14 protein-coding genes and 1 pseudogene are annotated in these 14,285 nt (G+C 70.2%); 7 read left to right on the forward strand and 8 right to left on the reverse strand.

All coding sequences use genetic code 11. From position 1 onward, the window contains the following. Nucleotides 1–126: 126 nt before the first annotated feature. Nucleotides 127–564: a MarR family transcriptional regulator gene (locus tag AB0M27_RS18550; RefSeq protein WP_365722925.1), complete on the forward strand. Its 438-nt coding sequence runs from the start codon at nucleotides 127–129 to the stop codon at nucleotides 562–564. 19 nt (nucleotides 565–583) lie between these two features. Next, nucleotides 584–1,111 (forward strand): isochorismatase family protein, encoded by a 528-nt coding sequence (locus AB0M27_RS18555; protein WP_365722926.1) that lies wholly within the window; start codon nucleotides 584–586, stop codon nucleotides 1,109–1,111. A gap of 3 nt (nucleotides 1,112–1,114) precedes the next feature. On the opposite strand, the gene AB0M27_RS18560 is transcribed toward AB0M27_RS18555, so the two are convergent. Beyond that, a complete protein-coding gene (locus AB0M27_RS18560; protein ID WP_365722927.1) occupies nucleotides 1,115–1,834 on the reverse strand; it encodes an SDR family oxidoreductase in 720 nt (239 codons plus the stop codon). 127 nt (nucleotides 1,835–1,961) lie between these two features. Between AB0M27_RS18560 and AB0M27_RS18565 the strand changes: the two genes are divergently transcribed. Then, on the forward strand, nucleotides 1,962–2,777 hold the full coding sequence (locus AB0M27_RS18565) for a LysR substrate-binding domain-containing protein (protein WP_365722928.1): 816 nt from the start codon (nucleotides 1,962–1,964) through the stop codon (nucleotides 2,775–2,777). A 69-nt stretch (nucleotides 2,778–2,846) separates the two neighbouring features. On the opposite strand, the gene fdhD is transcribed toward AB0M27_RS18565, so the two are convergent. Together fdhD and AB0M27_RS18575 are read right to left on the reverse strand one after the other, a co-directional pair. Continuing rightward, nucleotides 2,847–3,695 (reverse strand): formate dehydrogenase accessory sulfurtransferase FdhD, encoded by an 849-nt coding sequence (gene fdhD, locus AB0M27_RS18570; RefSeq protein WP_365722929.1) that lies wholly within the window; start codon nucleotides 3,693–3,695, stop codon nucleotides 2,847–2,849. A gap of 7 nt (nucleotides 3,696–3,702) precedes the next feature. Further along, nucleotides 3,703–3,864, reverse strand: a pseudogene (locus AB0M27_RS18575) (Fe-S-binding domain-containing protein); the annotation flags it as partial. Between the two features lie 282 nt (nucleotides 3,865–4,146). On the opposite strand from AB0M27_RS18575, the gene AB0M27_RS18580 reads away from it, so the two are divergent. The 4 genes from AB0M27_RS18580 (at nucleotide 4,147) to AB0M27_RS18595 (ending at nucleotide 7,468) form a co-directional block, all read left to right on the forward strand. Next, nucleotides 4,147–5,484 carry an OFA family MFS transporter gene (locus AB0M27_RS18580; protein WP_365722930.1) on the forward strand — a complete coding sequence of 446 codons (1,338 nt, stop codon included), beginning with the start codon at nucleotides 4,147–4,149 and terminating at the stop codon, nucleotides 5,482–5,484. Further along, the gene (locus AB0M27_RS18585; protein ID WP_365722931.1) at nucleotides 5,459–5,587 is read left to right on the forward strand and encodes a hypothetical protein; all 129 of its coding nucleotides are present in this window, start codon (nucleotides 5,459–5,461) and stop codon (nucleotides 5,585–5,587) included. The genes AB0M27_RS18580 and AB0M27_RS18585 overlap by 26 nt, the downstream gene beginning before the upstream one ends. A gap of 138 nt (nucleotides 5,588–5,725) precedes the next feature. Next, nucleotides 5,726–6,673 carry a beta-ketoacyl-ACP synthase III gene (locus AB0M27_RS18590; protein WP_365722932.1) on the forward strand — a complete coding sequence of 316 codons (948 nt, stop codon included), beginning with the start codon at nucleotides 5,726–5,728 and terminating at the stop codon, nucleotides 6,671–6,673. Between the two features lie 117 nt (nucleotides 6,674–6,790). Continuing rightward, nucleotides 6,791–7,468, forward strand: coding sequence for a GntR family transcriptional regulator (locus AB0M27_RS18595; RefSeq protein ID WP_365722933.1), 678 nt, complete (start codon nucleotides 6,791–6,793; stop codon nucleotides 7,466–7,468). On the opposite strand, the gene AB0M27_RS18600 is transcribed toward AB0M27_RS18595, so the two are convergent. The 5 genes from AB0M27_RS18600 to AB0M27_RS18620 all read right to left on the reverse strand — a co-directional run. Further along, nucleotides 7,469–8,662 carry a low temperature requirement protein A gene (locus AB0M27_RS18600; protein WP_365722934.1) on the reverse strand — a complete coding sequence of 398 codons (1,194 nt, stop codon included), beginning with the start codon at nucleotides 8,660–8,662 and terminating at the stop codon, nucleotides 7,469–7,471. It abuts the gene before it with no gap. 64 nt (nucleotides 8,663–8,726) lie between these two features. Then, nucleotides 8,727–10,127 carry an OFA family MFS transporter gene (locus AB0M27_RS18605; protein WP_365722935.1) on the reverse strand — a complete coding sequence of 467 codons (1,401 nt, stop codon included), beginning with the start codon at nucleotides 10,125–10,127 and terminating at the stop codon, nucleotides 8,727–8,729. 1 nt (nucleotide 10,128) lies between these two features. Next, nucleotides 10,129–11,517, reverse strand: a complete 1,389-nt coding sequence (locus AB0M27_RS18610; RefSeq protein WP_365722936.1) for an OFA family MFS transporter — start codon at nucleotides 11,515–11,517, stop codon at nucleotides 10,129–10,131. Between the two features lie 121 nt (nucleotides 11,518–11,638). Then, complete coding sequence (locus AB0M27_RS18615; RefSeq protein ID WP_365722937.1) at nucleotides 11,639–13,834, reverse strand: acetate--CoA ligase family protein; 2,196 nt, start codon at nucleotides 13,832–13,834, stop codon at nucleotides 11,639–11,641. A gap of 4 nt (nucleotides 13,835–13,838) precedes the next feature. Then, the coding region (locus tag AB0M27_RS18620) for a CoA transferase (protein WP_365722938.1) at nucleotides 13,839–14,285 on the reverse strand (447 nt) is incomplete at its 5' end.

Genomic DNA, 14,285 nt, shown 5'->3' on the forward strand with positions numbered 1-14,285 from the left:
GCACACACCTCCATGCCGGGCACACTGGCGCCTCGATCGTTGGGAACACCCACGAATTCGTTGGGAGCCCCAACGATAGCGGAGGTTCATGGGGATCCCCAACGTTTTCTCGATTAGGCTGCCGGCATGGCCGAAGCACCCCTGCCCGCGATCCGCTCCCTGCCCAGCTGGCTCCTCGGCCGCGCCGCCGCCCGGGGCCGTTCCCTGGTCGCCGACGCCCTCGCGGCACAGGGGCAGAAGATGTGGCACCACGTGGTCCTCTCCGCCGTCCGCGACCTCCAGCCCGTCGCCCAGGCCGATCTCGGCCGCAGCGTGGGCCTGGACCCCAAGGACCTGGTCGGCGTGCTCAACGACCTGCAGTCCGCCGGCCATGTCGTGCGCGCCCCCGACCCCAGGGACCGGCGCAAGAACGCCGTGTCCCTCACCGACGACGGCGCCCGCCTCCTCGTGCGCTGCGACAAGGCGGCCCGCGTGGCCAACGACGAGCTGCTCGCCCCGCTGTCGGCCGCCGAACGCGATCAGTTCACGGGCCTGTTGATCCGGATTTCCGGCACGGACGGCTGACGGCGGCTAACGTTCCGTCATGACCGCAGCTCCCGTCCTCGATCCGCAGCGCACCGCCCTGGTCCTCATCGACCTGATGGAACGCATCGTCGCGCTGCCCCTGGAACCCCGCAAAGGCACCGAAGTACTGACCACCGCCGAGGAGTTGGCACACACCTTCCGCACCGCCGGGGCACCCGTCGTCCTCGTCCGGGTCGAACGCCCCACGGTCGCCGAACAGCCGCCCGGCAGCTCACTCGTGCCCGGCCTCGCCCGGAGCGGCGACCTGGAGGTGGTCAAGCGGACCATCGGCGCCTTCCAGGGCACCGGCCTGGACGAGCACCTGCGCGAACGCGGCGTCACCACCCTGGTGTTCGGCGGCATCGCCACCAACCTCGGCGTCGAGTCCACCGCCCGCGCCGCCGCCGACCTCGGCTACGACCTGGTCTTCGTCGAGGACGCCATGGCCGCCTTCACCACCGCCGAGCACGAGGCGTCCGTACGGCTCGACTTCCCCCGGCTCGGCACGGTGGTGACCGCCGCCGACGTCCGCCTCACCCCCGCCTGACGCTCACACCAGCGTCCCGCCCCCGTCCACGACCACCACCGAACCGGTGCTGTATCCCCCACGCATCAGATACAGATACGCCTCCGCCACATCCGCCGGCTCGCCGACCCGCCCCACCGGCAGCGACTCGGCGGACGACCGGAACAGCCCCTCGCGCGCGTCCTGAGGCACCTCCCGCCACAGCTCGGTGCGCACCAGCCCGGGCGAGACCGCATTGACCCGCAGTGGCGCGAGCTCCACGGCCAGCGCCCGGGCCAGCGACTCCATCGCCCCGCACAGCGCCGACGCCGCACTCGACCCCGGCAGCGGCCGGCGCCCCGCCGTCCCCGTGGTCAGCACCACCGACCCGCCCGGGCGGATCGAGCCGGCGCCGTACTTCACCGCCGTGTACGCACCCCACAGCCGCGTGTCCAGGAACCGCCGCGCCCGTACGACACTCGCCTCGGCCAGCGGCTCCAGCAGCAGCGACTCACCCGCCGTGTACACCAGGTGGTCGAATGCGCCGACCCGCTCGAAGAAGCCGCGTACGGCGTCCTCGTCGGTGGCGTCCAGCACATGTCCCTCGGCGCCGTCGCCCAGCAGCTTCAGTGCCGCGTCCACGCTCTCCTGCCGGCGTGAGGCGACCACCACCTCGGCGCCCTCCCGCGCCGCGCCCTCGGCGACCGCGAGCCCGATGCCCGACGTACCCCCGATGACGACGATCCGCTGTCCTCTCAGGCTCATGGTGTTCCCTCTCGTGGTTGCCGTGTCACCTGACGGGATCCAGCCTGCGACCGGCTCCGGCCTGCCGTCCAAGACCTCTTTCAGCTGTGGCGATACCCTGAAGGCATCGCCGGTGAAAGGGGTGGCCGTGGACCTCGACCTGCGGAAGATCCGCTATTTCGTGGCGGTCGCCGAACTGCTCCACTTCGGCCGCGCCGCCGAGCGGCTGCACATCGCCCAGCCGGTGCTCAGCCGCCAGATCCGCGCCCTGGAGAAGGACTTGGGCGCCGAGTTGTTCGTACGGGACAGCCACGGCGTGACGCTGACCGACGCCGGTCGGCAACTCCTCGGCGACGGGCAGCAGTTGCTCGCGGCCGCCGACGGGGCACGACGTCGCGTGCTGCGGGCCGCGCGCGGGCCCCGGCGCCTCCTCGTCGGCTTCCGCGCCGGTGTCGTGGTCACCCATGCCCTGCGCGCCTTCGCGGCGGCGCACCCGGACGTGGAGACCAACGCCCGCCGGGTGGAGTGGGACGACCAGGAGCGGCTGATCCTCGACGGGACCGTCGACATCGCCTACGTACGACGACCGGTCCACGAGGACGGGCTGGAGCTGCGTCCTCTGTACCGCGAGACCCGCGTGGCCATGCTCCCGGAGGGCCACCGGCTGGCCGGGAAGCAGGAACTGTCGCTCGCCGACCTCGACGGCGAGCGATGGCTCAGGTACGCCGATCCCCGGCCCGGCGATCTGCCGATCCGCACCATCGAGGAGAAGTTCGAGTGCGTGGCCGCGGGCACCGGCATCACGCTCGTGCCGCGCTCCGTCGCCGAGCAGTACTCCCGCCCGGACATCAGCTATGTGCCGGTGACCGACGCGGAACCGGACCAGGTCCTGCTGGCCTGGGCGGCGGGCCGCCACTCACCCCTGATCACGGCGTTCGTCGAGACGGCACAGTCGCTCGGCTGAGGTGGGGCCCGGCGGCGCAGGGCGCTCCCCGCCGGCCGGGGCCACGCCGCCGTGCCGCGGGGAGGCACCTCAGCCCTGGGCGGCCGCCTCCCACCGGGCGATGCGGTTCTCGCCCGCGTACACGTTCATCGAGCTGCCCCGCAGGAAACCCACCAGCGTCAGACCCGTCTCCGCGGCCAGGTCCACCGCCAGCGACGACGGCGCCGACACGGCCGCCAGCACCGGGATGCCCGCCATCACCGCCTTCTGCGCCAGCTCGAACGAGGCCCGCCCGGAGACCAGGAGGATCGCCCGCGACAGCGGCAGACCGCCGTTCTGCAGCGCCCGCCCGACCAGTTTGTCGACCGCGTTGTGCCGGCCCACGTCCTCCCGTACGTCCAGCAGCTCGCCGTCCTCGGTGAACAGCGCCGCCGCGTGCAGGCCCCCGGTCCGGTCGAACACCCGCTGGGCCGCTCGCAGCCGGTCGGGGAGGCTCGCCAGCAGTTCCGGGGCGAGCCGGACCGGGGGAGTGTCGGCGATCGGGAAGCGCGCCGTCGTGCGTACGGCGTCCAGGCTGGCCTTGCCGCACAGGCCGCACGAGGAGGACGTGTAGACGTTCCGCTCCAGGGTGAAGTCCGGCAGGGCGACGCCGGGCGCGGTCTTCACGTCGACCACGTTGTAGGTGTTCGAGCCGTCCACCGTCGCACCCGCACAGTAGACGATGTTCTGCAGATCGTCCGCAGTCGCCAGTACGCCCTCGCTGACCAGGAACCCGGCCGCCAGCGCGAAGTCGTCACCCGGCGTGCGCATCGTGATCGCGAGCGGTTTGCCGTTGAGTCGGATCTCCAGGGGCTCCTCGGCGACGAGTGTGTCCGGCCGGGTGGAGAGCGCCCCGTCCCGGATGCGGAGGACCTTGCGTCGTTCCGTGACTCGTCCCATGTCCTGATCAGCCCCGGTTCTGTACGTGCTGGTAGCCGAAACGGCCCTTGATGCAGAGATTGCCGTGGGTCACCGGGTTGTCGCGCGGCGAGGTGACCTTCACGATCTCATTGTCCTGCACATGGAGCGTGAGGGTGCAGCCCACTCCGCAGTACACGCACGCCGTGGAGCGCGGCACCGACGTAGGCGCCTATGGCGCCGGCGCCGAGAACTGCCACTTTCACGGGAGCACTCCGTTCGGTTTGAGGGATACCGCGGAGGTGGGAGAAGGAGCCGACCGACGCGAGCCGCTCATCGGCTGAATCCTGTCGACGAAATATTGTCTACGATATGGAATGATCCTTGCAAGAGTTCGCGCGGCGACCGTTGAACGCACGGTGGATACCGTTCACCGCATACGGTCGACCGCGCCCTTCTCAACGCCCGCTCCTCGCCCCTAGCGTCCGCGGTCATGAGCAGTCCCCCTCTCGCACCCCCGGGCTGGAGCCGCTGGCTCGTCCCGCCCGCCGCCCTCTCCGTCCATCTGTCCATCGGACAGGCCTACGCCTGGAGCGTGTTCAAACCGCCGCTCGAATCCGCGCTCCACCTCGACGGCACCCAGAGCGCGTTGCCCTTCCAGCTCGCGATCGTGATGCTGGGTCTGTCCGCCGCGTTCGGCGGCACGCTCGTGGAGCGCAACGGGCCGCGCTGGGCCATGACCGTGGCCCTCGTCTGCTTCTCCTCCGGGTTCCTGATCTCCGCGCTCGGCGCCCAGACGAAGCAGTACTGGCTGATCGTCCTCGGCTACGGCTTCGTCGGCGGGATCGGCCTCGGCATCGGCTACATCTCGCCCGTCTCCACCCTGATCAAGTGGTTCCCGGACCGGCCCGGCATGGCCACCGGCATCGCCATCATGGGCTTCGGCGGCGGTGCGCTGATCGCCTCCCCCTGGTCGGCGCAGATGCTCTCCTCCTTCGGTACCGGCCACTCCGGGATCGCGCTCGCGTTCCTGGTGCACGGTCTGACGTACGCCGTCTTCATGTCGCTCGGCGTGCTCCTCGTACGCGTGCCCCGCGGGGACACGCCCGGCGCGAGTGCGAGCGGGCCGAGCTCCGTCGCCGGTGTGCAGGTGTCCGCCAACAGTGCGCTGCGCACCCCGCAGTTCTGGTTGCTGTGGGTCGTGCTGTGCACCAACGTGACCGCCGGCATCGGCATCCTGGAGAAGGCCGCCCCGATGATCACGGACTTCTTCGCGGACAGCTCCACCCCGGTGTCGGCCTCCGCGGCCGCCGGTTTCGTGGCGCTGCTGTCGGCGGCCAACATGGCCGGCCGGATCGGTTGGTCGTCCGCCTCCGACCGGATCGGCCGCAAGAACATCTACCGGTGCTACCTCGGCATCGGCGCGCTGATGTACCTGCTCCTCGCGCTGTTCGGGGACTCGGCGAAGCCGCTGTTCGTCCTGTGCGCCCTCGTGATCCTCTCCTTCTACGGCGGCGGGTTCGCGACCGTCCCCGCCTATCTGAAGGACCTCTTCGGCACCTATCAGGTCGGCGCCATCCACGGCCGGCTGCTCACCGCCTGGTCCACCGCGGGCGTGCTCGGGCCGCTGATCGTCAACTGGATCGCGGACCGGCAGAAGGGCGCCGGGAAGCACGGCCCGGCGCTGTACGGGCTGTCGTTCGGCATCATGATCGGCCTGCTCGTCGTCGGCTTCGTCGCCAACGAACTCGTCCGTCCCGTCCACACCCGCCACCACCACGTCCCCGCCCAGAGGGAGGCCGCAGATGCCCAGCGACAGCAGTCCGCCTAGCCGGCGGGGCCTGATCGCCCTCGCCTGGCTGTGGGTGGGAGCCCCCCTCGGCTACGGGGTGTACGAACTCGTGCAGAAGGCGACGCAGCTGTTCACGCAGTGAATGCTCGGGCGTCCGAGGGTCTGAGGGAAGCCGACAACTCGGGCGCCCGATTCCTGTGGCTTCACCTGCCGTCGTACCCGTGGGTCACTGATCAGACTGGTGGATCCCGCTACCCACGGCAACGAGGGGACTCCCGCCATGAACGGCTCGCGCATCGCCGCCATCGGTCACTATCAGCCCGCCCGGGTGCTCACCAACGAGGACCTGGCCGGCATGGTCGACACGAGCGACGAGTGGATCCGCAGCCGCGTCGGCATCCGCGCCCGGCACATCGCCGGTCCCGACGAGCCGGTCGACGAACTGGCCGCGCACGCCGCGGCCAAGGCCCTCGCCGCCGCCGGTCTGACCCCCGGCGACATCGACCTGGTCCTGGTCGCCACCTCCACGGCGATCGACCGTTCCCCGAACACCGCCGCCCGGGTCGCGGCCCGGCTCGGCATCCCGCAGCCGGCCGCGATGGACGTCAACGTGGTGTGCGCCGGCTTCACCCACGCGCTGGCCACCGCGGACCACACCGTCCGGGCCGGCGCGGCCGTCCGTGCGCTGGTCATCGGCGCCGACAAGATGTCCGACGTCACCGACTGGAGCGACCGCACCACCTGTGTCCTGGTCGGCGACGGCGCGGGGGCCGCCGTCGTCGAGGCCTGCCCGCCGGGTCAGGAGGCGGGCATCGGCCCGGTGCTGTGGGGATCGGTGCCGGAGATGGGGCACGCCGTACGGATCGAGGGCACCCCGCCGCGGTTCGCGCAGGAGGGGCAGAGCGTCTACCGCTGGGCCACCACCCAGCTTCCGGCCGTCGCCCGCAGCGCCTGCGAGCGGGCCGGTGTGGCCCCCGAGGACCTCGCCGGGGTGGTCCTGCACCAGGCCAACCTGCGCATCATCGAACCACTGGCCGAGAAGCTCGGCGCCGTCAACGCCGTCGTCGCCCGCGATGTCACCGAATCCGGCAACACCTCGGCCGCCAGCATCCCGCTCGCCTTCTCCAAGCTGCTCGAGCAGGGCGCGCTCAGCGCGGGCGACCCGGTGCTGCTGTTCGGCTTCGGCGGCAATCTGTCGTACGCCGGGCAGGTCGTACGCTGCCCGTGAGTGACGAAGTGGGCCCAATCAGGTCTGGATTTTGCGTTCCGTAGACTGTAGACAAAAGTCAATCGATACTGAGCGTCCAGCGTCCACACGCCAGACCTGCCCAGGAGGGGGATACCGATGTTGACGACCGGACTGCCGCAGGGGGCGGTACCGAAGCTGGAACGCCCCGGACCGCTGCGCGAGCGTGTCTACGAGGCACTCCTGGAGCTCATCACCACCCGCGCGCTGCAGCCCGGCCAGCATCTGGTCGAGAGCGAGCTCGCCGGACACCTCGGCGTGTCCCGGCAGCCGGTGCGCGAGGCGCTGCAGCGGCTCAACACCGAGGGCTGGGTCGATCTGCGGCCCGCGCAGGGCGCGTTCGTGCACGAGCCGACCGAGGAGGAGGCCGACCAGCTGCTCACGGTCCGCACCCTGCTGGAGGCGGAGGCGGCCCGGCTCGCCGCCCTCCACGCCGACGCCCCCGGAGTCGGCGCGCTGGAGGAGCTGTGCGCCGAGGGCGAGAAGGCCGTCGCCGCCGACGACGTGGACCGCGCCGTCGCCCTCAACGCGGCCTTCCACGCCAAGGTCATGGACCTGGCGGGCAACGCGGTCCTCGCCGAACTCGCCGCCCAGGTCGACCGACGGGTCCGCTGGTACTACACCCCGGTGGCCCGGCGGCGCGGACGCCAGTCGTGGATCGAGCACCGGGAACTGATCACCGCGATCGCCCAGCGCGACGAAGAGCGGGCCGCCTTCCTGATGCGCAACCACACCGAACACACCCGCCGCTCCTACCATGAGCGCAACGGGTCCTGATCACACCGGCTCGTCCACCGGCTCGCCCACCGGCCGGGCCGCCGCGCAGGACCGGGACTCCACCGCCAGCATGACCACCAACACGGCCACCAGCAGAAGGAGTTCACCGTAGACCGGCATACGGACGCCGGCCGCGGCGGTGGCCAGGGCGAGCGCGGCGCCGGCCGCCCGGAAGCGGACCGGCCGCAGCCGCAGGGCCGTACGGAAGATCGCGTCTCCCACGAGAAACAGGGCCACCCCGCCCGCGAGCGCCAGCGCCGGCCCCGGCTGCGGGTGCCGGCCCAGATGCCCGAGGGTCTTCTTGATGCCGGCCGCGAGGCAGGCGATGCCGAGCAGCATCGGCAGGAAGGCGTAGTAGTAGGCGTTCATCGCCAGCCGCCAGCGGGCCGGTGCGGGCGTCGCCCGGAACGCGGCCTCGGCCCCCTCCTCGTCCCGCACGAAGTACGTCCACCACAGCGCGACCGACAGGGCCAGCGCGAGGAACGCGCCGCAGAACAGGCCCGGGGTGAGCGGCAGATCGCCGATGCCGACGCCGATGGAGATCACGGACTCGCCGAAGGCGATGATCAGCAGCAGCCCGTGCCGCTCCACGAAGTGCGCCGGGTCCAGGGCGCCCAGCTGGACCCGCAGCGTCGCCGGGCTGCGTCCGTCCTTGCGGCCGGGTCCGTGCTCGGCCACGAGGGGCGTCACGAACTGCAGGGCGATCGCCAGCAGCCAGAGCCCGTCCGCCGCAAGCCCGTCGACGAGTCCGGCGCCGGTCACCGCAAGGGCGGCCAGCGCGTTGGTGGCGCCATACCAGATGGAGTCCCAGCCGTGGCTGCGGGTGTACAGGGCGGTGTGCACGACCACCACGAGCAGGAACCCGAGCCCGAAGACCACGCCGGTGTCGTCGAAGACCCGGGGGATCGCCAGCGCGCACACCAGGAACGCGGCCATGCCGAGCATCAGCAGCAGCCGCCGCGACGGACGGTCGGGCGGCACCTGGTTGGTGAGGTAGGCGTAGGCGCCGTACATCCAGAACAGGACAACGAGGATCAGTGCCACCCGGCCCGCCGTCGCGAACGACAGGTCGTGCGCGAGCAGCACGGTGAGCTGGGTGAGCGTGAAGACGAAGACCAGGTCGAAGAAGAGTTCCAGGGTGGTGACCCGGCGCCCCGTCTCCTCGGCCGCCGCCTCCAACGGCGCGTTGTACATGCGGTGTTCCCCCTCCGGCGATCGGTGAGCAGATCGTAGAGGGGGAACATCCGTGAGGGAGTGCTCAGGACGCGGGCTGTGTCCGCGGTGCCGCGACGGCCGCCCCGGCCCGGTCCTGGCCCGGCCGGCGCAGCAGCATCGCGATCGCCGCCGCCAGCATCGACACACCGCCGGCCAGCGCGTAGGCCCCGTTGTAGCCCCAGGCGCCGACGACCATGGAGCCCAGGCCGCCGCCGAACAGACCGCTGATCAGCTTGCCGCTGTAGACCAGGCCGTAGTTGGTGGCGTTGTAGTTCTCGCCGAAGTAGTCCGGGGTGAGGGCGGCGAAGAGTGGGTAGAAGGCGCCGCCGCCGAAGCCGGAGAGGAAGGCGAAGAACAGGAACAGCCACTCGCTCTTGACGTCGCCGGCCCAGATCACGCCGAACTGGGCGAGGCCCAGGACGACGATCACGAAGACGAGCGTCGACTTGCGGCCGAACCGGTCGGACAGCCAGCCCACGACACCCCGGCCGACGCCGTTGATGACCGCCATCACGCCCATCGAGGAGGCCGCGACGAGCGGGCCGAAGCCCACGTCCTTGGCGAAGTCCACCTGGAAGGAGATGCCGAAGATGGACACACCGGCGGTCATCACGATGGAGATCCACATCAGCGGGAGCATGCCGGTGCGGATGGCCTCCTTCGGGGTGAACTGCCGTACCGCGGGCGGGTTCTTGGCGAGACTCCCCGCGTTCCTGGTGTCGCCCGCGAAGGTGAGCGGGTCGATGTCGGCGGGCCACCAGTTCTTCGGCGGATCCTTGAAGAAGAACGCGCTGACCAGCACCACGACCATGACGTAGAGCCCGATCAGGTCCAGGACCCGATGGTAGTTGGCCGTGTCGAAGGCGTAGTTGAAGATGAAGATGAAGGGAAGCGAGCCATAGGCGAAGCCGCCGTTCACGAAACCGGTGCGAGCGCCGCGCCGTTCGGGGAACCACTTGCCGACCATGTTGATGCAGGTCGCGTAGACCAGGCCGGAACCGAGCCCGCCGATCACCCCGAAGCCGATGATCGCCAGCCAGACCTCGCTGATGTGGGACAGGGCGAGGAAGCCGATCAGGCACATCACGGAGCCCGTGTACATGGCCCGGCGCGCGGTCAGGATGCCCTTCTCGCGTAGCCAGCCCGCGGGAAAGGCGATCCCGGCCTGGAAGAACACCCAGATGCTCAGGATCCAGAAGGTGTTGGACTGCGTCCAGCCGTGCGCGTGCGACAGAGTGTCCTCGGCGGAGCCGTAAGCGTACTCGAAGACGCTGATGGCCATCATGGCGATCCAGGGCAGATACACCATGAGCTTGCGTGAGTGGCCGAGGATGTCCCGGTCGGTCTCCCCGATCCGGTACACGCGTCCGTGCGCGTCGGTCACTTCACGATACGGCTGCCGGTCCGCGCCGGTGCTGTTCGTGGCTATCGGATCTGCCGTCATGTCACGCCATCTCCTCGCCGAGCGGCTGCGGGTTGGGGACGATGCGCCGGGCGTTCGGCCTGCCCGGCGCCTTGAGGAAGAGGGCCAGCACCGCGGAGGCCAGACCGATGGAGCCCGCGAGGACGAACGCGCCGTCGTAGTCCCACTCGCCGACGACGACCGCGCCCAGACCGGAGCCGACCAGGCCCGAGATCAGCTTCGAGCTGTAGACCATTCCGTAGTTGGTGGCGTTGTTGTTCTCACCGAAGTAGTCCGCCGTCATGGCCGCGAACAGTGGGAAGATCGCCCCGCCGCCGAACCCGGAGACCATGGAGCAGAACAGGAAGAACGGCATGCTGCCCATCTGGCCCGAGACCAGCACGCCGAACTGCGCGCTGCCGAGCACGATGCACACGATGATCAGCGTGTTGCGGCGCCCGTACCGGTCGGAGATCCAGCCGATGACCCCGCGCCCGGTGCCGTTGACGATCGCCTTCAGCGACATCGCGGTGGCGACGATCCCGCCCGCGAACCCCATGTCCTTGCCGAACGGCACCTGGAAGGCGATGCCGAAGATGTTGATGCCGGCCGTGCACAGCAGACAGAACCACATCATCCACAGGACGGGAGTACGCGCGGCCTCCTTCGGGGTGTACTGCTTGACCGCCGGCGGGTTCTTCGCCAGCGCCCGCCGTATCCTGGGATCCTCGGTGGCCTTGAGCGGATCGACGTGCGGCGGCCACCAGTTCTTCGGCGGGTCCTTGAAGAACCAGCCGGCCGAGGCCACCACCAGACACAGTCCGATGCCGACCGCGGTGAGCACCGCCTTGTAGTTGCTCAGGTCCAGCACGGAGGTGAACAGGAACACGAACGGCACGGACCCGTAGGCGAAACCGCCGTTGACGAAGCCGGTCTTGCCGCCCTTGCGCTCCGGATACCACTTGCCGACCATGTTCACGCAGGTCGCGTAGACGAGACCGGCGCCGATACCGCTGCACATGCCGAAGCCGAGGTAGGCGACGACCACGTTCGGCGCGTACGCCAAAGACAGATAGCCCAGCAGTGTGCCGACCGCACCGATCAGCATGGCCGTACGGGCGGGAAGCCGTCCGCTCTCCCGCAGCTGCCCGGCCGGGAAGGCCACGGCCGCCTGGAAGAACACCCAGACGCCCATCAGCCAGAATATGTGCCCGCTGCTCCACAGATGCGCCTCGTGGAGCGTGTCCTCCGCCGACGTGAACGCGTACTCGGCGGAGCTGATGCCCATCATGCCCACCCAGGGCAGGATGACCATCCATTTCCGTGTCCGGCCCATCAGATCGACGTCCGACTCGCCGACCCGGTACACGCGGCCGTTGCGGTCCGTCACTTCCCTGTAGGGAACGGACCTCGACTGGTCGGTGGTTCTCATCGCTCAGCACCCCTTGCGTCGAAAGCTATGGCCAGCGCCCCCTGTCCAATGCGTTTCGTGCGCGGACGGATCCCGGGGCCGGCCCGGCGCGCACCGCCGGCCGGCCCCCGCGTCACTCACCTCATGAGCCGCCCCCAGCATCCCGCCCGTCTCCCACCACCGCCCTAACGGGCGGGCCTTCGACGCGCAGCCTTTCTGCCGCCCGCGCCCACCGGTACTTCGCGCCCAGCACCGCAACCGGCTTCTCGGTCGTGTACGGGTACGCCACGACCCCCCGCTCGAACAGGTACTGGCAGGCTTCCTCGACCTCGACGTCCCCCGCGAGGGACGCCACGACCGGCTTCTCGATCCCGCGCTCGCGGAACTCGGCGACCACGCGCGCCGTCAGCTCCGCGAACACCATCGGCGGGGTGACGATGGTGTGCCAGTAGCCGAGCACCAGCGCATGGATACGCGGATCCTCCAGGCCGAGCCGGATCGTCGCCTCGTACGTCGACGGCGGCTCGCCCCCGGTGATGTCGACCGGGTTGCCGGCCGCGCCGAACGGCGGGATGAACCGGCGGAACGCCTCGTCCAGGTCGGGCGGGATCTCCATCAGGGACAGCCCGTTGTCGGTCACCGCGTCCGACAGCAGCACGCCGCTGCCGCCCGCGCCGGTGATGATCACGACGTTGTCGCCCTTCGGGGCGGGCAGGACGGGCAGGGCGCGGGCGTACTCCAGCATGTCGTTCAAACCCGGCGCCCGGATGACGCCCGCCTGCCTGAGGATGTCGTCGTACACCGCGTCGTCGCCCGCGAGCGCCCCGGTGTGCGAGCCGGCCGCCTTGGCGCCCGCCGCCGTACGGCCCGCCTTCAGTACCACCACCGGCTTCTTCGGCACGGTCGCCCGCGCCGCCGCCACGAACGCCCGGCCGTCCTTGAGGTCCTCCAGGTGCATGGCGATGCACTCGGTGTGCGGGTCCTCGCCGAACCAGGTCAGCAGGTCGTCCTCGTCCAGGTCCGACTTGTTGCCGAGGCCGACGATCGCCGACACGCCCGTCTTCGTCGTGCGGGCGAAGCCGAGGATGGCCATGCCGATGCCGCCGGACTGCGAGGTCAGCGCCACCCCGCCCTTGACGTCGTACGGCGTGCAGAACGTGGCGCACAGGTCCTGCCAGGTGGAGTAGTAGCCGTAGATGTTCGGGCCGAGCAGGCGGACCCCGTGCCGCTCGGCGATCTCCACGATCTCCGCCTGGAGTTGGTGCTCGCCGGTCTCGGCGAAGCCGGAGGGGATGAGGACGGCGTTGGGGATCTTCTTCCGTCCCACCTCCTCCAGCGCGGCTGCCACGAACTTGGCGGGAATGGCGAAGACGGCCACATCCACCTCACCGGGAACGTCCGTGACGCTCTTGCAGGCCTTGCGGCCCAGAATGTCATCGGCCTTGGGGTTCACCGGATGGATCTCCCCAGAGAAACCGCCGTCGACGAGATTGCGCATGACCGAGTTGCCGATCTTGCCCGCCTCGTTGGAGGCGCCGATGACGGCGACGGAGGACGGCTGCATCAACCGGCGCATCGACGTCAGGATCTCGTCGCGTGTGTACGTCTTCCTCGGCACCGGCTGCTTCTCGGCGAGGATCACCCGGATGTCGGCGGCCATCGCGCCCTCGGCTGTCGCGATCACCGGGTTGAGGTCCACCTCGGCGATCTCCGGGAAGTCCGCGACCAGATGGGAGACCCGCCGGATCTGCTCGGCCACCGCCCACCGGTCAACGCCGGCCTGCCCGCGCACCCCGCGCAGGATCTCCGCCGACCGGATGGAGTCCAGCATCGACAGCGCCTCGTCGGCCGTGACCGGCGCCAGCCGGAACGTCACGTCCTTCAGCACCTCGACCAGCACCCCGCCGAGCCCGAACGCCACCACCTTCCCGAAGGTCGGATCGGTGACCGCGCCGACGATGACCTCCTGCCCCTTGGGCAGCAGCTCCTGCACCTGCACGCCCTCGATCCGGGCCGCGGCGTCGTGGGCGCGGGCGTTCTCCACGATCCGGCGGAACGCGGCCCGTACGTCCGCCGCGCCCTCCACGCCGACCACGACACCGCCGGCGTCGGTCTTGTGCAGGATGTCCGGCGAGACGATCTTCATGACCACCGGCCCGCCGAAGCGTGCCGCCGCGGCCACCGCCTCGTCCACGTCGGTCGCCAGCTCCTCGCCGGGTACGGCGATCCCGTACGCGTCGGCGATCACCTTGCCCTCGGGCGCGGTGAGTGCCGTACGGCCCTCGGCGCGCACCGAGTCGAGGAGCGCGCGCACCCGCAGCTCCCGTTCCTCAGCCATCACGTCAGATCACTCCGTTCGACTTGAGCAGGCGCAACTCCTCGTCACCGAGGCCGAGTTCACCGACGTAGACCTCTTCGTTGTGCTCGCCCAGCAGCGGTGAACCGGTCACCTCGACGGGGGAGTCGGAGAGCTTGAGCGGGCTGCCGACGGTGACGAACTCGCCGCGTTCGGGGTGCGGGACGCGCACCACCATCTCGTTGGCGGCCAGAGACGGGTCCTCGATGATCTCCTTGGTGGAGAGGATCGGCCCGCACGGGATGTTGTGCGCGTTCAGCTTCTCCAGCACTTCCCACTTGGGGAGGGTGGACGACCACTCCTCGATCAGCTGGAACATCTTGTCCAGTTTCGGCAGTCGCGCCTCGGGGGTGGCCCATTCCGGGTCGTCGGCCAGTTCCGGGTGGCCGATCATTTCGCTGAGCGGCTGCCAGCCGACGGGCTGGACGATGAC

It is taken from the genome of Streptomyces sp. NPDC052107 (assembly GCF_040680215.1).
Classification (GTDB): Bacteria; Actinomycetota; Actinomycetes; order Streptomycetales; family Streptomycetaceae; genus Streptomyces.